At 59.7% G+C, this 18,332-nt stretch carries 18 protein-coding genes; 13 read left to right on the top strand and 5 right to left on the bottom strand.

The window, feature by feature from the left end; all coding sequences use genetic code 11:
* Positions 1–241 precede the first annotated feature (241 nt).
* Together gmk and KO492_RS12310 are read left to right on the top strand one after the other, a co-directional pair.
* Positions 242–889: a guanylate kinase gene (gmk, locus tag KO492_RS12315; protein WP_216045239.1), complete on the top strand. Its 648-nt coding sequence runs from the start codon at positions 242–244 to the stop codon at positions 887–889.
* Positions 886–1,416, top strand: coding sequence for a gamma carbonic anhydrase family protein (locus KO492_RS12310; protein ID WP_216045238.1), 531 nt, complete (start codon positions 886–888; stop codon positions 1,414–1,416). The genes gmk and KO492_RS12310 overlap by 4 nt, the downstream gene beginning before the upstream one ends.
* A 46-nt stretch (positions 1,417–1,462) precedes the next feature.
* On the opposite strand, the gene KO492_RS12305 is transcribed toward KO492_RS12310, so the two are convergent.
* The gene (locus KO492_RS12305) at positions 1,463–1,888 is read right to left on the bottom strand and encodes a hypothetical protein (RefSeq protein WP_216045237.1); all 426 of its coding nucleotides are present in this window, start codon (positions 1,886–1,888) and stop codon (positions 1,463–1,465) included.
* 327 nt (positions 1,889–2,215) lie between these two features.
* Here KO492_RS12305 and KO492_RS12300 point away from each other — a divergent pair, with 327 nt between their 5' ends.
* The 8 genes from KO492_RS12300 (at position 2,216) to KO492_RS12265 (ending at position 10,774) form a co-directional block, all read left to right on the top strand.
* Positions 2,216–3,283 carry an ATP-binding protein gene (locus KO492_RS12300; protein WP_216045236.1) on the top strand — a complete coding sequence of 356 codons (1,068 nt, stop codon included), beginning with the start codon at positions 2,216–2,218 and terminating at the stop codon, positions 3,281–3,283.
* A gap of 325 nt (positions 3,284–3,608) precedes the next feature.
* The gene (locus KO492_RS12295; RefSeq protein WP_066600059.1) at positions 3,609–4,640 is read left to right on the top strand and encodes a substrate-binding domain-containing protein; all 1,032 of its coding nucleotides are present in this window, start codon (positions 3,609–3,611) and stop codon (positions 4,638–4,640) included.
* A gap of 106 nt (positions 4,641–4,746) precedes the next feature.
* Positions 4,747–6,222: a phosphate ABC transporter permease subunit PstC gene (pstC, locus tag KO492_RS12290; protein WP_216045235.1), complete on the top strand. Its 1,476-nt coding sequence runs from the start codon at positions 4,747–4,749 to the stop codon at positions 6,220–6,222.
* The gene (gene pstA / locus KO492_RS12285) at positions 6,222–7,559 is read left to right on the top strand and encodes a phosphate ABC transporter permease PstA (protein ID WP_216045234.1); all 1,338 of its coding nucleotides are present in this window, start codon (positions 6,222–6,224) and stop codon (positions 7,557–7,559) included. The genes pstC and pstA overlap by 1 nt, the downstream gene beginning before the upstream one ends.
* Before the next feature lie 19 nt (positions 7,560–7,578).
* Positions 7,579–8,376, top strand: a complete 798-nt coding sequence (pstB, locus tag KO492_RS12280; RefSeq protein WP_066600072.1) for a phosphate ABC transporter ATP-binding protein PstB — start codon at positions 7,579–7,581, stop codon at positions 8,374–8,376.
* Between the two features lie 11 nt (positions 8,377–8,387).
* On the top strand, positions 8,388–9,116 hold the full coding sequence (phoU, locus tag KO492_RS12275; RefSeq protein ID WP_216045233.1) for a phosphate signaling complex protein PhoU: 729 nt from the start codon (positions 8,388–8,390) through the stop codon (positions 9,114–9,116).
* A complete protein-coding gene (gene phoB, locus KO492_RS12270; protein WP_216045232.1) occupies positions 9,116–9,805 on the top strand; it encodes a phosphate regulon transcriptional regulator PhoB in 690 nt (229 codons plus the stop codon). The genes phoU and phoB overlap by 1 nt, the downstream gene beginning before the upstream one ends.
* Positions 9,806–10,108: 303 nt before the next feature.
* Positions 10,109–10,774: a GntR family transcriptional regulator gene (locus tag KO492_RS12265; protein ID WP_216045231.1), complete on the top strand. Its 666-nt coding sequence runs from the start codon at positions 10,109–10,111 to the stop codon at positions 10,772–10,774.
* Positions 10,775–10,776: 2 nt separating this feature from the next.
* Here KO492_RS12265 and KO492_RS12260 read toward each other — a convergent pair whose 3' ends face one another.
* From KO492_RS12260 to KO492_RS12250, 3 genes are read right to left on the bottom strand one after another with little or no spacing between them, the layout of a single operon-like run.
* Positions 10,777–12,216, bottom strand: a complete 1,440-nt coding sequence (locus KO492_RS12260; protein ID WP_216045230.1) for an aldehyde dehydrogenase family protein — start codon at positions 12,214–12,216, stop codon at positions 10,777–10,779.
* 17 nt (positions 12,217–12,233) lie between these two features.
* Positions 12,234–13,535, bottom strand: a complete 1,302-nt coding sequence (locus KO492_RS12255; RefSeq protein ID WP_216045229.1) for an NAD(P)/FAD-dependent oxidoreductase — start codon at positions 13,533–13,535, stop codon at positions 12,234–12,236.
* A gap of 8 nt (positions 13,536–13,543) precedes the next feature.
* Positions 13,544–14,926 (bottom strand): aspartate aminotransferase family protein, encoded by a 1,383-nt coding sequence (locus tag KO492_RS12250; protein WP_216045228.1) that lies wholly within the window; start codon positions 14,924–14,926, stop codon positions 13,544–13,546.
* 338 nt (positions 14,927–15,264) lie between these two features.
* Between KO492_RS12250 and KO492_RS12245 the strand changes: the two genes are divergently transcribed.
* The 3 genes from KO492_RS12245 (at position 15,265) to rarD (ending at position 17,802) form a co-directional block, all read left to right on the top strand.
* Positions 15,265–15,867: a superoxide dismutase gene (locus KO492_RS12245; RefSeq protein ID WP_216045227.1), complete on the top strand. Its 603-nt coding sequence runs from the start codon at positions 15,265–15,267 to the stop codon at positions 15,865–15,867.
* An 11-nt stretch (positions 15,868–15,878) separates the two neighbouring features.
* Positions 15,879–16,760 carry a metallophosphoesterase gene (locus tag KO492_RS12240; protein ID WP_216045226.1) on the top strand — a complete coding sequence of 294 codons (882 nt, stop codon included), beginning with the start codon at positions 15,879–15,881 and terminating at the stop codon, positions 16,758–16,760.
* A gap of 91 nt (positions 16,761–16,851) precedes the next feature.
* Positions 16,852–17,802: an EamA family transporter RarD gene (gene rarD, locus KO492_RS12235; protein ID WP_216045225.1), complete on the top strand. Its 951-nt coding sequence runs from the start codon at positions 16,852–16,854 to the stop codon at positions 17,800–17,802.
* Here rarD and KO492_RS12230 read toward each other — a convergent pair.
* Positions 17,730–18,323: a TIGR00730 family Rossman fold protein gene (locus KO492_RS12230; RefSeq protein ID WP_216045224.1), complete on the bottom strand. Its 594-nt coding sequence runs from the start codon at positions 18,321–18,323 to the stop codon at positions 17,730–17,732. The two genes, rarD and KO492_RS12230, sit on opposite strands and share 73 nt — an antisense overlap.
* Between the last annotated feature and the right edge of the window lie 9 nt (positions 18,324–18,332).

Genomic DNA, 18,332 nt, shown 5'->3' with positions numbered 1-18,332 from the left:
AGCGGTTCGGGTAGAAAATGGAAGAAACTGGACTAAATTGTGACGCTGCAAATGCAAAGTGAGTCTCTCAATCGGACCGCGTGTCGTCTTGCATATACGGTCGTATTTTATCCTTGGGCGGCCTTGTTCAGGCCAAGGAAGCCCCTCACAATGACGCGCAATACTGGCCTTCACGGCGACCAGCCGCTATAGACGGAGCAAGGTTCGGGCAGGGGTCCGGACAGGTCAAGGGAGCACAGACATGGCAGCCGACCGGCGTGGTCTTCTTATCATTTTGTCTTCGCCTTCGGGGGCGGGGAAATCGACTTTGGCGCGTCAGTTGATGGGCTGGGACGAGACCCTGAGGTTTTCGGTCTCTGCCACCACCCGCGCACCGCGAGAGGGCGAGGAGGACGGGGTGCATTACCACTTTGTCGATGAGGCCCGCTTCAAACAGATGGTCTCCGAGGGCGAAATGCTCGAACATGCCCATGTGTTCGGCAATTTCTACGGCTCCCCTGCGGCCCCTGTGCGCAAGGCGATTGAGTCAGGGCGCGATGTGTTGTTCGATGTGGACTGGCAAGGCGCGCAACAGATCGCCAATTCCGTGCTGCGCGACCATGTTCTGTCGGTCTTCGTACTGCCGCCGTCGATCAAGGAATTGCGCCGCCGTCTGGAGACCCGCGGTCAGGACAGCGCGGAGACGATTGCGAAGCGGATGGAGAAAAGCTGGGACGAAATCAGCCATTGGGACGGCTATGATTATGTTCTGGTGAATGACAATCTGGAGACCAGTTTTGCGCGTCTCAAAACCATCATCGAGGCCGAACGCCTGCGCCGTGCGCAGCAGCCGGGCTTGATGGAGTTTGTGCGCGGGCTTCAGGCCGAATTCGAGGAGGTGGAAGGATGACGCTCTACGCATTGAACGATCACGCGCCGGTCTTGCCGGAAAATGGCGATTACTGGGTGGCGCCGGATGCCAATGTCATCGGCAAGGTGATTTTGGAGGAAGGCGCGAATATCTGGTTCGGGGCCACGCTCAGAGGGGACAACGAGGCGATCCACGTGGGCGAGGGCACGAATATTCAGGAAAACTCCGTGCTGCACACCGATATGGGCTTTCCGCTGAGTATCGGCGCGGGCTGCACCATCGGGCACAAGGCGATGTTGCATGGCTGTGTGATTGGCGAGAACAGCCTGATCGGCATGGGCGCGACCGTGTTGAACGGGGCAAAGATCGGCCGGAATTGCCTGATCGGGGCCTGTGCGCTCATCACGGAAGGCAAGGAAATCCCTGACAATTCTCTGGTCATGGGCAGCCCTGGTAAGGTGGTGCGGGTTTTGAGCGAGGCGCAAATCGCGGGGCTCAAGGCCTCTGCCTTGCATTATCAGCAAAACGCGCAACGCTTCCGCGACGGGTTGAAGCCACTCGACTGAGGCGGGGTGGTGTTCCCGACGCCACGCCAAAAGGTGGGTGCAGCAGTTAGTGCAGCGACGCGCGGATCTGGACAAGCTGGACGGGAGTGAGGTCCAGCATATCGAAGTCGAGAGACGGGTAGAGGCTGGCGATTTCCTCGCGGATGATCTCTGGACGAGGCAGTCCTTTGGGAATGGCACGGATGCGACCTTTGAACCGCGCGCGATGGAGGAGCTCCGCCAGTTCAAGACAGTCGAACTGTGCGCAAAGCGCCGGAGCCACGACACTGTCGGGGGCAATGCTTTTGAGAATGTCCGGCGTCAGATCGGAAAACTCGATCAGGAAAAAACCGGTGCGCTGCGGGAAATACTTTTTCAGCATTTGCATCCGTTGCGGATCACCCACCATCAGGACCATCCTTCGGGGCGCGGCATCAGCCGCGTCGGGATGTGCGATGAGATCACCGAATATGTTCTGCCGCATGCTGCCCATGACGGGTTCCGATTTTGTGACTCATTGATTTGTGACAAAAGGGGTAAAGTATGGAAAATGCAATGCTATTTTTTCCTAAAATGAAAAAGTATCGTGAAATGCAAAACCCGCTGTGCGGTTCCGGTGGTGAGTTGTCCATAAGACGAGCGCTGTCATGAGACGGTTACATGAGGGCGTTAAAACCTGTCTGGATCCACTTGGACGTCGGATGGATTGCGCAAGTTGATTGTGAAGCGCCGAGGACATCAATAGGGTGGCAGGCGTTTCCCGAAGACCCGTGGAGGGTTTTGCGAAACGCTTCTAAGACGGCGAAAATCGGGACATTCCATGTTGAACAGTTTGAAACAGGTCACTTATGGCGACGAGATGATGGAGGCGGTGGCCGATGCCATGCCTTTGCCGGTGGTCGTGGTCGGGCGCGACGAGCGGATCATGGCGGCCAATGCCCCTGCGCGCCAGCTTTTTAGCGAGGCGATGGTCGGGCGCCACTATATCACCGTGCTGCGACAGCCGATGCTGCTGGATGCGATTGAGAACGTCCTGCGCCTCTCCGAGCCTGCGGAAACGGTTTATCGCATCACGGAGAGCCAGCGCGAACTGGTGTATGACGTTGTGGTGCGGCCTGTGACGGTTGCGGATTTCGCCTGTGTGACTGTGGCATTCGAAGACAAGACCGAGCTGAACGAAGCCGGACAGATGCGCCGCGATTTTGTCGCCAATGTCAGCCATGAGTTGCGCACGCCTTTGACGGCGGTGCTCGGTTTTATCGAAACGCTTCTGGGACCGGCCTCCGAGGATGATGTCGCGCGCAAACGCTTTCTGGAGATCATGTCCCGCGAAGCGCAGCGGATGAATCGCATCGTGGGCGATCTTTTGTCCCTGTCGCGTGTCGAGGCGGAACGGCGCGTGCGACCGACAGATCAGGTCGATATTCCCGCCGTGCTGCGCTCTGTCGTCAACAGCCTGCATCCCGTGGCCGAAGCGCAGGGGGTCGACCTGATCCTCGAAGGAGCGGACGGGACCGAAGAGGTGCCCGGCGATCATGACCAGTTGACGCAGGTCTTTACCAACCTGATCGAGAACGCCATCAAATACGGAGGGCGCGACAAAGAGGTGCATGTGTGTCTGACCTCGCACGCGGTGGAGCCGACCATGCGCAGTTCCGCAATCCGCGTGGACATTTCGGATCAGGGTGAGGGCATTGCCACCCAGCACATCCCGCGTCTGACCGAACGGTTCTACCGCGTGGATTCGCACCGCTCGCGGGAGATGGGCGGCACGGGGCTGGGGCTGGCCATTGTGAAACACATTCTGAACCGCCACCGCGGACGCCTGCGTGTCGAGAGCCATGTGGGGCAGGGCAGTTGTTTCTCTGTCATCCTGCCTTACGAATAAGGGTTACGCGCTGAGGCCAGTTTGATTTAAATCCCGTATGCCTTGAGGCCAGTGCGGTGCCTGTTGGCACGATTCTCGCCGGAGATGCCGCCGGTTCCGTGCGCGTCACAGACTGTCACATATCTTTCCCGCCTGTCACAAAACCCCGTGTGAAAGCCCCGTTCGGAGGCGTTTTCCTGCGCAAATTTACAAGATGTCTAGGAAAAACACGCCATCTGTCATGTAACTGTTACATAAGTTTCACAAAAGCATTGCAGCCACCACCTAAACCGCCTGCAAGAGAGCAATACCGCTCTCGGACATTATGCAAATTCAGGAGCAAACCATGTCCTTTGTGAAACTGACCGCTTCCGCGATCGCGATCGCAGCCGTTTCGGCCTCCGCAGCCTCTGCCCGTGATCAGGTGCAAGTCGCCGGGTCCTCCACAGTTCTTCCCTATGCCTCCATCGTGGCCGAAGCCTTTGGCGAGAACTTTGACTTCCCGACACCGGTCGTGGAATCCGGCGGGTCTTCCGCAGGTCTCAAACGTTTCTGCCAAGGTGTTGGCGAAGAGCAAACCGACATTGCCAACGCATCGCGCAAAATCCGCGACAAGGAAATCGCGGCCTGTGCCGAAAACGGCGTGACCGACATCATCGAAGTGCGCATCGGCTATGACGGCATCGTGTTTGCCTCGCAGCTCGACGGTCCGGCCTACACCACCTTCACGCCTTCCGACATTTTCAACGCTCTGGCACCGAAAGTTGTCGTCGACGGTGCGCTGGTCGACAACCCTTACAAACAGTGGTCCGACTTCAACGCCGATCTTCCGGCCGAAGACATTCTCGCCTTCATTCCGGGCACCAAGCACGGCACCCGTGAAGTGTTCGAAGAAAAAGTGATCGCAGCAGGCTGTGAAGCCACAGGCGCAATGGAAGCCATGATTGCTGGCGGTATGTCTGAAGATGACGCGGAAGACGCTTGTCTCGCTGTGGCTTCCGATGGTCGCGCTGTGGACATCGACGGCGACTACACCGAAACGCTCGCCTCCATCGACGCCAACTCTAACGGCATCGGCGTGTTCGGTCTGGCCTTCTATGAAAACAACACCGACAAGCTCAAAGTGGCCACCATGTCCGGTGTCGAGCCGACGACAGAAACCATCGCCTCCGGCGAATACCCTGTCTCCCGTCCGCTCTACTTCTATGTGAAAAAAGCCCACATCGGTGTGATCCCGGGTCTGAAAGAATTTGCTGAATTCTTCGTCTCCGACGAGATTGCAGGCCCCGATGGCCCGCTGGCGGAATACGGTCTTGTGTCCGATCCCGAACTGGCTGCCACGCAGGCTGCTGTCGCTGCTGAAGACGTGATGCAGTAAGTTTTCCGGCACCTCTCTTTGGTGCTTCGCATATAGTCGGGGCGGCTTGCCCGCCGCCCCGTCCTCTTTGAGACCTTTTTCAACTTAAACTTCATACGGGGTGGCAATGCCTTTTCTCTGGTTGGTCTTAATCGTACTCGCGATCGCGGCCTCGGGCTATGTGATCGGACGCGGGCGCGCGATGCAAAGCGCGGGGGGCGACGCACGTCACCTTCATTCCCTGCCGAGCTACTATGGCTGGAACGTGGCGCTGAAAGCAGCGGTTCCCGCCTTTCTCGTGCTGGTGTTCGCGCTCATCGTTCAGCCCCTCATCATCAACAAGACGGTCTCCTCCATGATCCCGGCAAGTGAAATTGCCGACGGGTCAAATCTGGGCCTCGTGATGGCCGAAGTGCGCCGTGCGGCGGACGGGATCGACCATCTTGTCAACGAAGGTCTCATGGACGAAGCCACCGCACGCAACGTGCGCACGGATTTCACCGACATCACCCAGCGTCTGAAAGATGCAGGGCAGGTCGTGACCTCGAACATCACCCAGCCGGTTCTGGCCGCCGCGCAGAAATATCGCGTCATGAACGGCTCCGGCAAACTGGTCCGCAGCGCTCTGGTGATCCTTGTCGCTCTGGTCGGACTGCTCTGGGGGCTCAAGGAGAGCCACAAGGATTTCCGCGCCCGCAATATTGTCGAACGCAGCATTCTGGCGATGTTGATGGCAGGGGCCTCTGTTGCGGTTCTGACCACTTTGGGCATCGTTCTGTCGCTGATCTTCAACACGGTCGAATTCTTCAAACTCTATCCGGCGTTGGACTTCTTCACGCTTCTGGAATGGTCGCCGAGTTTCTCTGGCCGTGGCGGGTCTTCGGCGCTTGGTGTTCTGCCGCTGTTGTGGGGGACGTTCTACATCTCCATCGTGGCGCTTCTGGTGGCCGTGCCTATCGGGCTTTTCGCCGCGATCTACCTCTCCGAATATGCCGGACCGAAAGTGCGTGCCTTTGCCAAACCGATGCTTGAGGTTCTGGCCGGTATTCCGACCATTGTTTACGGGCTTTTCGCCTTGCTGACCCTCGGGCCGATGCTTCTGAGTGTCTTCGGGGATGATGGCGGGCTTGGCTGGATGCAAGGTCAGCGCGCCGTGATGACCGCAGGGATTGCTATGGGGATCATGCTTATTCCCTTCGTCTCCTCGCTGTCCGACGACATTATCAACGCCGTGCCTCAGGCCATGCGTGACGGCTCTTACGGTCTGGGGGCCACGCAATCGGAGACCATCAAACAGGTGGTTCTGCCAGCGGCCTTGCCGGGGATCGTGGGGGCTGTGCTTCTGGCCGCCTCGCGTGCCATCGGCGAGACCATGATCGTGGTGATGGGGGCAGGGGCCGCCGCCAGCCTGTCGCTCAACCCGTTCGAAGCCATGACTACGGTCACCGCCAAGATCGTCAGCCAGCTCACCGGCGACAGTGACTTTGCCTCGCCCGAAGCCCTTGTGGCCTTTGCCCTCGGCATGACGCTCTTTGTCCTGACCCTCGCCCTTAACGTCTTCGCGCTCTACATCGTGCGCAAATATCGGGAGCAATATGACTGATGTCTGATGCTATGAACAATCCCGCCAACTCCCTGCTCGTTCAGGACGCCCGCACCGCAAAACGCAACGCCGCAGAAAAACGTTTCCGCTTTTTCGGGATTGCCGCGATTGCCACGGGGCTGGTGTTTCTGGTGATCCTGCTGACCGCGATCTTCTCCAACGGGACGGGCGCGTTCCAGCAGACCTTCCTCACCGTGCCGGTCCATCTGGACGAGACCAAGCTCGACAAAGCGGGCAACCGCGACATCGAAGACATCAAGAAAGTGTCGACCTTCGGCTACAATCCTCTGATCCAGCAGGCCGTGTTCGACATAGTGCAGGCGCAGGGGATCGAGACCCCCTTCACCAAACGCGGTGACATGAAGGCGCTGATTTCGGCCTCTGCGGCGGCACAACTGCGCGACGAGGTGATCGCCAATCCCGATCTTATCGGCCAGACCATCGAGTTTCGCGTGCTGGCGACCTCGCGTGTGGACGGCTACCTCAAAGGCCGTGTGACCCGCGAGAGCGTGGAGCGCGACAAGAACATCGACGCCGAGCATTTCGATCTCGTTGACGGGTTGCGTGACGCAGGTATCGTGAAAAAGAGCTTCAACTGGGATTTCATCACTGGTGCCGATGCCTCCGAGAGCCGCCCCGAACAGGCCGGCATGGGCGTGGCAATGGTCGGGTCTTTCTTCATGATGCTGGTGGTGCTGCTCTGCGCGCTGCCCATCGGGGTGGCCGCGTCGATCTATCTTGAGGAATTTGCGCCGCAGAACCGCTGGACCGATCTGATCGAGGTGAACATCTCCAACCTCGCCGCCGTGCCCTCCATCGTCTTCGGGATCCTCGGTCTGGCCGTGTTCATCCAGTTCGCGCATCTGCCGCAATCCGCGCCGCTGGTGGGTGGTCTCGTGCTGACGCTGATGACGCTGCCGACGATCATCATCTCGACGCGGGCGAGCCTCAAAGCCGTGCCGCCTTCGATCCGCGATGCGGCTCTGGGTGTGGGCGCCTCCAAGATGCAGTCGGTCTTCCATCATGTGCTGCCGCTGGCCATGCCGGGCATCCTGACAGGGACCATCATCGGTCTGGCGCAGGCTCTGGGCGAAACCGCGCCGCTTCTGCTGATCGGGATGGTGGGCTACATCGCTTCCGATATGCCCGACGGTTTTCTCGGCGGCTTTCTGGACCCGAACTCCGCGATGCCGGCCCAGATTTACGAATGGGCGAAACGTGCCGACCCTGCGTATTATGAACGTGCATGGGGCGGGATCATCATCCTTCTTATGTTCCTGATGACGATGAACATCATCGCTGTCATCCTGCGCCGCCGCTTCGAGCGCCGTTGGTAAACGAGTTGAGGACAGAGCTATGAACGATATGCGAATTGTGAGAAAAGACGTGGATATGAACGACACAAAAATCTCTGCCAAAGGCGTGCAAGTTTTCTACGGCGACACCCATGCGATCAAGGATGTCGATGTGGAAATCCGCGACAAGACCGTGACCGCCTTTATCGGTCCGTCGGGCTGTGGCAAGTCGACCTTCCTGCGCTGTCTGAACCGGATGAACGACACGATCGACATCTGCCGTGTCGAGGGCAACATCTTGCTTGATGGCGAAGACATCTACGACAAGCGCGTCGATCCGGTGCAGCTTCGTGCCAAGGTGGGCATGGTGTTCCAGCGTCCGAACCCGTTCCCGAAGTCGATCTATGACAACATCGCCTATGGCCCGCGCATTCACGGTCTGGCGAAGAACAAGGCCGATCTCGACGAGATCGTGGAAAAGGCCCTGCGTCGCGGGGCGATCTGGGACGAGGTCAAAGACCGTCTTGACGCGCCGGGCACCGGTCTGTCGGGCGGGCAGCAACAGCGCCTGTGTATCGCGCGTGCCGTGGCGACCGAACCGGAAGTGCTCCTGATGGACGAGCCGTGCTCTGCGCTGGACCCGATTGCCACCTTGCAGGTCGAGGAACTCATCGACGAACTGCGCGAGAACTTCTCCGTCGTCATCGTGACCCACTCCATGCAACAGGCGGCCCGCGTCAGCCAGAAAACCGCGTTCTTCCACTTGGGCAACCTTGTGGAATACGGTGACACCGAACAGATTTTCACCAATCCGCAAGATGAACGCACCGAAAGCTATATCACCGGCCGGATCGGCTAAGGGAGAGACCCATGCATAACGACAGCAAACATATTGCCTCGGCGTTCGACCGCGATCTCGAATCCATTCAGGCGATGATCATGAAAATGGGCGGTCTGGTGGAAGTGGCCATCAAGGATGCCGCACAAGCGCTCGAAGAGCGCGATGTGGAACTGGCCGAAAAGGTGCGCAAGGCCGACATCGCCATCGACAAGCTCGAAGAAGACGTGAACGAGGAGGCCGCGCGTCTTCTGGCGCTGCGCTCTCCGACAGCGGGTGATTTGCGCACGGTTCTGACGGTGATGAAAATCTCCACCAATCTCGAACGCTGCGGCGACTATGCGAAGAACCTTGCCAAGCGCACCGGTGTTCTGGTCAACATGTCGCCCATCGAAGGGGCCGCGCCCTCTATCCGCCGCATGGCGCGCGAGGTTGAGGAAATGCTGCGTCTCGCACTTGATGCCTATATCCAGCGCGACGCAGGTCTGGCCAGCGAAGTCCGCCACCGCGACCTTGATGTGGACCAGATGTATAACGCTTTGTTCCGCGAATTCCTGACCTATATGATGGAAGACCCGCGCAACATCACCGCCTGTATGCACCTGCATTTCATCGCCAAGAACATCGAGCGCATGGGCGATCATGCCACCTCGATTGCCGAACAGGTGATCTACCTCACCACCGGTGAAATGCCCGACGAGGCACGCCCGAAAGGGGATGTGACCTCCTCGCAACCTGATCTGGGTGTGGAGGACGCCTGATGTCTGCCGATCAACCCCGCGTTCTTGTGGTCGAGGACGAGCCCGCACAACGGGAAGTCCTCGCCTATAACCTCGAAGCCGAAGGGTTTGCCGTCTCCAAAGCCGAGAACGGTGATGACGCGTTGCTCTATGTGGATGAGGACAGTCCCGACATCATTGTGCTGGACTGGATGCTTCCGGGGGTCTCGGGCATCGAAATCTGCCGCCGCCTGAAAACCCGCCCCGACACGCGTGATATTCCGATCATCATGCTCTCGGCGCGCTCCGAAGAGGTGGATCGTGTGCGCGGACTTGAGACCGGTGCCGACGATTATGTGGTGAAGCCTTATTCGGTGATCGAACTGATGGCGCGTGTGCGCACCCAGTTGCGGCGCGTGCGTCCGGCCTCCACGGGCTTGGTGCTGGAATTCGAAGACATCCGTCTTGATTCCGAGACCCACCGCGTGACTCGTGGCGAAGAGGCCCTGAAGCTCGGCCCGACCGAGTTCCGGCTTCTGTCCACCTTCATGGAGAAACCGGGCCGCGTCTGGTCGCGTGAACAGCTTCTGGATCGGGTCTGGGGGCGCGACATCTATGTGGACACCCGCACGGTCGATGTTCATATCGGTCGGCTGCGTAAGGCCTTGTGCCAGCACGGCGGCGAAGATCCGGTGCGCACGGTGCGTGGCGCAGGTTATGCTTTGGGCTGAACCCACGCGCTGAGGTCTTCTAACCTGACAAAACAGATGAGAAATGCGTCAAACCGGTCTGGTTTGGCGCATTTTTTTGCGTTTTTGTGCAGATCTTCTCGACGGCCCATCAGAACATGGTGATACAGGGGCGATACAGGCCGGAAACAGGCCCGATACAGGCAGTTCGCGCTGGCAAATGGTTGCAGGTTTTCGAGAAACGCCGTGCAAGGCATTGACGGCGCGGGCTTTTCGCACTCAACTCTTGTAAAGAGATCAACGCAGAGGTTTTCATTTGAGCAAATTCCACGGGGCCCCGACATCATGACTGCCATTCTCACCAAGGAACCTGCACATCTGCGCACCTATCGCGGTATCAGGGAATTGATCCTCTCCGGCGATCTGGTGCCGGGGGAACCGGTGACGATTCAGGGGCTGACGGACCGTCTGGACGCGGGCATGACACCGGTGCGCGAGGCGATCCGGCGCCTGACTTCCGAAGGGGCTTTGGTGTTTCATGGCAACCGTCGTGTGACTGTGCCCGTGTTGAGCCTGTCTGAGGTGGACGAGTTGATCTTTGCCCGTCTGGCGCTGGAGCCGGAACTGGCGCGGCGCGGGGCGGCGCAGATGGACGAGGGCGCTATCGCCGCGCTCACGTTGGTGGACCGCGAGATCGACGAGGCCATGCGTATGGGCGATATGCGCGGCTACATGATCCACAACCACCGGTTTCACATGATGCTCTACAAGGCCGCGCGCACGGAGGTGATCGGCCCTATGGTGGACTCGCTCTGGCTGCGCTCCGGTCCGGCGCTGCGGGTGATGTGCACGCGTTTCGGCTCGCAAAACCTGCCGGACATGCATCAGGTCGCCATTCAGGCCCTGCGGGACGGCGACACGGAGGCTGTGGGCGAGGCGATCCGGCGTGATATTCTGCAGGGGATGGAAAACATCCGCGCCATCGTGGCCGAAAGCGCAGATGTTGCGTGAACTCAGGTGGATATCGCCTTGATTTCGCAGAAATCTTCGATGCCGTAAGCGCCGCCTTCGCGACCGTTTCCCGAGAGTTTGTAGCCGCCGAAAGGCGAGCCGTAGGAAATGTCCGAGCCGTTCAGATGCACCATGCCCGCGCGAATTTCCCGCGCCATCGCCAAGCCACGCGCCTGACTCTCCGCGCTTGTGCCGGTCTGGATATAGGCGGCCAGCCCGTAGGGCGTGTCATTGGCGATCCGGACCGCATCCGCCTCGTCCTCATAGGCGATCATCACCAGAACAGGGCCGAAGATTTCCTCCTGCGCGATGCGCATGTCATTGCGCACATCTCCGAACACTGTCGGGCGGACGAAATAGCCACGGTTGAAGCCTTCGGGCCGTCCCGGCCCCCCTGCAATCAACCGCGCGCCTTCTTCGATGCCGGCCTGAATAAGGCTTTGCACGCGGTCATATTGCATCTGTGACACAAGTGGTCCGATGTGATTGCCCGTCTGCGTGGGCAGATCGACCTTGGTGCTCTCGGCCACGTCTTTGGCAATCTCCATCGCCGTCTCGTAATGGCTTTGCGGGACCAGCATCCGCGTCGGCGCGTTACAGCTTTGGCCGGTGTTCTGGAAACAATGGCGCACGCCGCGTTTCACCGCCTCCTCGAAATCGCAATCGTCGAGCAGGATGTTGGGAGACTTGCCCCCGAGTTCCAGCGTCACGCGTTTGACGGTCGGGGCGGCGGCTTTGGAAATCTCCACACCTGCGCGGGTCGATCCTGTGAAAGAGACCATCGCCACATCCGGATGCGAGGAGATCGCAGCGCCCACGGTCGGCCCGTCGCCATTGACGAGGTTGAACACACCTTCCGGCACTCCCGCTTCATGCAGGATTTCGGCGTAGAGCAGCGCGTTCATCGGCGTGAGTTCCGAAGGCTTCAACACCATTGTGCAGCCCGCCGCCAGCGCCGGAATGACCTTCAGCGCGATCTGGTTGATCGGCCAGTTCCACGGCGTGATGAAGCCGCACACGCCAATAGGCTCATGCAGGATCAGATCGCCCGGCGCGTTGCGGTGTTCGAAGTCGAAGGTTTCAAGCGCCTTGACCACCCCGTCGAGATGACCGATTCCCACTGCCGCCTGAGCGCGGTCGGAGAGCGAAATCGGCGCGCCCATTTCCTCGGTGATCAGCATCGACATTTCGTCGTAGCGCTTCTGATAGACCTCGCGGATCGCGCCCAGAAGGTCGAGCCGCTCGGCTTTCGTGGTTTTGGAAAAGGACGGAAAGGCGGCTTTCGCAGCCTGAACCGCAGCGTCCACATCGGCCGCTGTGCCCATCGCCACCTCGGCAAAGACTTCCTCCGTGGCGGGGTTGATGACCTCCATCATGGTCCCGCCCTGAGACGCAATCCAATCTCCGTTGATATAGAACCGGTCGGTTTTCAACTCCGTCATTGTCGCCTCATCCTGTGTTAGAATTTATCTCTGAGAGCATACCACGTCATCGCCGCCGCCAGAAGCGGCGTGCGCAGCCGTGGTCCGCCGGGAAAGCGCGGGGCGGGCAGGGACCGGAACAGGTCAAACCGCGCCGCTTGTCCCTCCACCGTCTCAGCGGCAATCTGTCCGGCCAGTGTGGCCAGCGCGACCCCTTGACCGGAAAAGCCGGAGACGGACATGGCCGCAGGGCCGAGCCGTGTGAAATGCGGCAGCCGCGACATGGTGATGCCCAGCGTGCCGCCCCATGCGTAATCGAGTTTGATATCTTTCAATTCGGGATAGACCCCCGACATCGGCCCGCGCACCTTGGCGCGCAAGTCGGAGGGGAATTTGTAGCCGTAGCTTTCCCCGCCGCCGAAAATCATACGGTTGTCGGGAGACATGCGGAAGTAATTGATGACAAAGCGCGAATCCGCCACGGCGTGACGGTTGGGCGTCAGCTTGGCGGCGAGGTCTGCGGGCAGGGGCTCTGTCACGGCGATGAAATTGTTGATCGGCATCACATGACGCGCCACATCGGGGGTCATGTTGTTGTGATAGCCATTGAGCGCCATGACCAGATGATCCGCCTCGATCACGGCCTTGTCGGTATGGACGCGCGGTTTGCCCGTGGTCTCGATCCGTGTGACCCGCGACATCTCATGGAGCCGCGCCCCCGCGCCCTCGGCCAGTCGCGCGATGGCGAAGGCGTAGCGCAGCGGGTGCAGGTGGCCTGATCCCATATCCAGCGTGCCGGAGTGGTAATCTTCCGAGCCGGTCTCATAGCGCACCGCGTCACGGTCGAGATAGCGGATTTTGTCATAGCCATAGACCTCGTGCATATGCGCGACATGGGCTTTGGACTCGTCAGAGAACCGTGCGCGGTGGTTGGCATGGATCACCCCGTCACGCCAGTCGCAGTCATCGCCGCTCTCGCGGAGCAGCGTCTTGACCAGATCCACCGCTTGCGCCCCCATATCCCAAAGCACACGCGCCTGATCCGGACCAAGCTGTTCTTCGAGATCGCCCTGTTCCAGCCGTTGTCCCATAGAGACCTGACCGCCATTGCGCCCCGATGCGCCCGAACCGATGCGCGAGGCTTCCAGCAGCACCACGTCCAGCCCGCGCCGCGCCAGATGCAGCGCCGTGGACAGACCCGCATAACCGCCACCCACGACACAGACATCGGCCTTCACCGCGCCGGTCGCGACCGGATAGGGGCCGGGGGCCTCTGCCGTGGCCGCATACCATGACGGGGCGTGTTTACCGGGCCGGTCGTTGATGGTCAGGATGTCCATGCCGGAAATCAGGCGTAAAGCCCCTCCGCCTTGATCCGCTCGAAAGTCTCGTCAAGCGATGTGCGTGCCCGTTCGATCAACATGTCCACCTCTGCTTTGGTGATGGTCAGCGGCGGGGAGATCACCATGCGATCGCCCACATGGCGCATCACCAGATTGTTGGCAAAGCACCGCTCGCGACAGATCACACCCACGCTGCCCGCCGGGGCCTTGAACGGCGCGCGGCTGGCCTTGTCCGGCGTCAGGGCAATGGAACCCATGAGCCCGACGATCTTGGTCTCGCCCACAAGCGGGTGATCGGTGAGGGCTTCCCATTTTGCTTTGAGATAGGGGGCGACCTCCTTGCCCGCGCGTTCGACAATGCCCTCTTCTTCGAGCAGGCGGATATTTTCGAGCGCCACGGCACAGGCCACCGGATGGCCCGCATAGGTGTAGCCGTGGGCAAACTCGCTGCCGTTGATCACCTCGGCGATCTTGTCGGAGACAAGCGACGCGCCCAACGGGATATAGCCGGAGGTGATGCCCTTGGCACAGGTCATGATGTCAGGCGTGATGCCCATAGTCTCACAACCGAACCAGTTGCCCGTGCGGCCAAAACCGGTGATCACCTCGTCCACAATCATGAGAATGTCGTATTTCTCCACGATGCGCTGGATTTCCGGCCAGTAGGTCTCCGGCGGCACGATCACGCCGCCCGCACCCTGAACCGGTTCCGCGATAAAGGCGGCCACAGTTTCGGGGCCGAGTTCGAGGATTTTCTTCTCAAGCTCCTGTGCCCGTTGCAGGCCGAAGTCTTCGGGGCTCATCTCGCCACCTTCGGACCACCAGTCGGGTTGGTCGATGTGATGGATGCCGGGGATCGGCAAGCCGCCTTGGGCATGAATACCGCGCATCCCGCCCAAAGAGCCGCTGCCCATGGTCGAGCCGTGATAACCGTTCCAGCGTGCAATCACATTGAACCGCTCCGGCTGGCCCTTGAGCGCCCAGTAATGGCGCACCATACGCAGATTGGTGTCGTTGGAATCCGAGCCGGAGCCGTTGAAAAACACATGGTTCAAATCCCCCGGTGCAAGCTCGGCCAGTTTCTTGGCCAGCATGATCGCGGGCACATGGGAGGTCTGGAAGAAGGTGTTGTAATAGGGCAGTTGCTTCATCTGGCGCGCGGCCACCTCGGCCAGTTCCTCGCGCCCGTAACCGATATTGACGCACCAAAGCCCCGCCATTGCGTCGAGAATCTCCTCACCCTCGCTGTCGGTGAGCCAGACGCCCTTGGCCTTGGTGATGATCCGCGCGCCTTTTTGCGCCAGTTCGTCGCCATCGGTGAAAGGGTGCATGTGATGGGCGGCGTCAAGCGCCTGAAGCTCTGCGGTGGGCAGGTGGTTGTCGCTCATGCGTCTGGTCCTTTGCTGCCGGCTCTCCATCTGCGCAACGCGCACGGGCGGCGTCTGTCTGGTGGTCCGGTCGGTTTTGAGGGTGGACAGATCAGGGATCCGTAAAATACTGCTCATGCAGAAATATGATCAAATTATTTAAGCGTCAAGGACGGTGATTTTACGGATGCTTTCGGGGCAGGTGCAGGGTTTGTGGCGACAAAGGGAAATCCGCGCGTTAAGAAGAGCCATTCTTCGCCGTTTCTGTAATGAATTCCGTGTTTCACCCTTGACCCCGGACGGTCATGGCCTCAGGTATATGCCGACAGAAACGCACAACTTCTGATATGGAGGCCCCAATGGCTTTTGAACTTCCCGATCTTCCCTATGCTCACGATGCGCTTGCCGATCTTGGCATGTCCAAAGAGACTCTTGAGTATCACCACGACCTGCACCACAACGCCTATGTCACGACCGGCAACAAGCTGATCGCCGGCACCGAGTGGGAAGGCAAGTCGGTCGAAGAGGTCATCAAAGGCACCTACGTTGCGGGCGCAGTTGCGCAAAACGGCATCTTCAACAATGCGTCGCAACACTGGAACCACACCCAGTTCTGGGAAATGATGGCTCCGGGCGAAGACAAGAAAATGCCGGGCGAGCTGGAAAAAGCTCTGGTTGAATCTTTCGGCTCCGTCGACAAGTTCAAAGAAGAATTTGCCGCCGCAGGCGCTGGCCAGTTCGGCTCCGGCTGGGCATGGCTTGTGAAAGACACCGACGGATCGCTCAAAGTGACGAAAACCGAAAACGGCGTGAACCCGCTGTGCTTCGGTCAGACCGCGCTTCTGGGGTGTGACGTCTGGGAACATTCCTACTACATCGACTTCCGCAACAAACGCCCCGTTTACCTGTCGAACTTCCTCGACAAGCTGGTGAACTGGGAAAATGTTGCATCGCGCATGTGATCGCGGTGCAGATGGGGTATCTCATCTCTTTCGGGCTGGGGGCTTTGCTCCTGGCCCTTTTTTATGCCTTCTGGATCGAGCCGGCATGGCGGTTGCGCGTCAAACGCTATGAACTGCGCCATCCGAAATGGGGCAACCGCCCGCCGCTGAAGATTGTCATTATCTCTGATCTTCACGCCGGTGCCCCGCAGATACCGCTTTCGCGTGTCCGCCGGATCGTGCGCAAAGCCAATGCGCTCTCGCCCGATCTTGCGGTGGTTCTCGGTGACTTTTATGCGGCGCATCGTTTCACTTGGGGCAAGATGTCCAAACATGACATCATCGGTGCGCTGAAACCTTTCAAGGGCAAATACGGCACCTTTTCCGTGCTGGGCAATCATGACTGGTGGCAGGACATGGAGGCCGCCAAGGCACACACACCCTGCGAAGCCCAGATCGCACTTAAGGATCATGACATGCCGCTTCTGGACAACGAGGCGGAGAAGATCGTGCTGGACAACGGACAGACGTTCTGGATCGTAGGGCTGGCCGACCAGCGCCCGCTGGACGAGGGACCGGAGGGCGAGGGGTTCGACGATCTGGAGCAGGCCATGCGGCATGTCACGGACGATGCCCCCTGTGTACTTCTGGCCCATGAGCCGGATCTCTTCCCCCATGTGCCCGCAAACTGCATCCTGACGCTGTCGGGCCATACCCACGGCGGACAAATCCGCATCGGAAACCGCTCCCCCGTCATCATGGCGGCGGAGAACGAGGTGTTTTCCTATGGCCGCTATGATGCTGACGGGCGCGTGATGATTGTCTCCGGTGGCATCGGATGTTCCGAATTGCCCGTCCGGTTCAATATGCCGCCCGAGATCACCGTGGTTACACTTTGCGGCCCAGAAAGCTGATCCCGCCGTTCTCCCTTCGACGTTTCAAGCCGCCCCCCTGTGCGATTTTCACCTCTTGTCAAAGTCGCGTGAAATCGCGCTTTGTCTCGCCATGACCGAAACGCAAAAGGGCCTCGTCGCCCTCCTGATTGTCCAGACATCCTGGGGCTTGCTGCCGCTTTATTACAAGGCGATGGACCATGTGCCCGCGATGGAGGTTCTGGCCCACCGCACACTCTGGACCTTTGTTCTGTTCGGCCTCTGGATTCTGATTCAGGGCCGCCTCGGAGAATTGCGCGCGCTTCTGAGTGGTCCACGGCTCAAAAAGGTCATGCCCGCGGCCTTTCTTATCAGCATCAACTGGGGCGTGTTCATCTATGCGGTGCAGGCCGGACAGGCGCTGGAAGCGGCCTTCGGCTATTACATCTTCCCGCTTGTGGCGACACTGATCGGTCTGGTGATCTTCAAGGAACCGCTCAGAGGTCTGCAATACCCCGCGCTGGTTCTGGCCGCGCTGGCGGTTGTGGTGCTGGGTGTCGGTCTCGGCGCGCCGCCGTGGGTGGCACTGGTGCTGGCCCTGACCTTTTCCGCCTATGGCGCGATCAAAAAGTCGTTGGATGCGGGGCCGGTGATCTCCGTGACCGCCGAAGTCGCCTTTCTCGCGCCTCTCGCGCTGATCTACCTTGTGGGGGCGGCGCTATGGGGCTGGGGCGGATCGGAGGAGCAGGCCGCCGGTGTCTTTGGCCGCGATCTAACAGACAGTTTTCTGTTGCTGCTCTCCGGCGTCTTCACGGGCGGGCCGCTGATCTTCTTTGCCGCCGCCGCACGCCGTTTGACCTATACCGTGGTGGGGATGGGGCAATACTGGAATTCGACCCTGCAATTCCTGCTGGCCGTGTTGGTCTTTGCCGAACCCTTTACCCACTGGCATGCGGTGGCGATGCCGCTAATCTGGGCAGCTCTGGTGCTTTATACACTCGAAGCCCTGCGTCAGGAACGCGCCGCACGCAGGCTGCGCAGACGTTCCACAAGTTCTTCCACCGTCTCGACGGTTTCAAAATAGCTCGACGTGGACAGGGGCGCGAAGCCTTCGTCAATCACATGGTCGATCAGCGCCTCCAGAGGTTTCCAGTAGCCATCTGTGGACAACAGGAATATCGGCTTGTCATGCAGCCCGATCTGTTTCCACGTCAACACTTCGAAAAACTCGTCGAGCGATCCCGCACCACCGGGCAACACCACGATGGCGTCCGAATTCATGAACATCACCTTTTTGCGCTCGTGCATGGTCTCGGTGATGATGAAATGCGTCAGGTCGCGCTTGCCGAGTTCCTTGGGCAAAAGATGCACCGGAATCACGCCGAAGGTCTCCGCACCGTACTTTTGCGCCGCTCGCGCCACAGCGCCCATCAACCCGACATCCCCCGCACCATAGACCAGCCGCCAGCCTTCCTGCGCAATCGCCGTGCCGGTCTCGATGGCCGCGGCCTCATAGCTGTCCTTATGGCCCGGACGTGAGCCGCAATAGACGCAGACGGAATAGGGGGTTGTGGAAGACGGGAGGGAAATGGCCGGATCGGACATGGTGCTTGC

Source organism: Celeribacter halophilus, assembly GCF_018860305.1.
GTDB lineage: Bacteria > Pseudomonadota > Alphaproteobacteria > Rhodobacterales > Rhodobacteraceae > Celeribacter > Celeribacter halophilus_A.
This window is presented reverse-complemented; position numbering and strand designations above follow the sequence as displayed.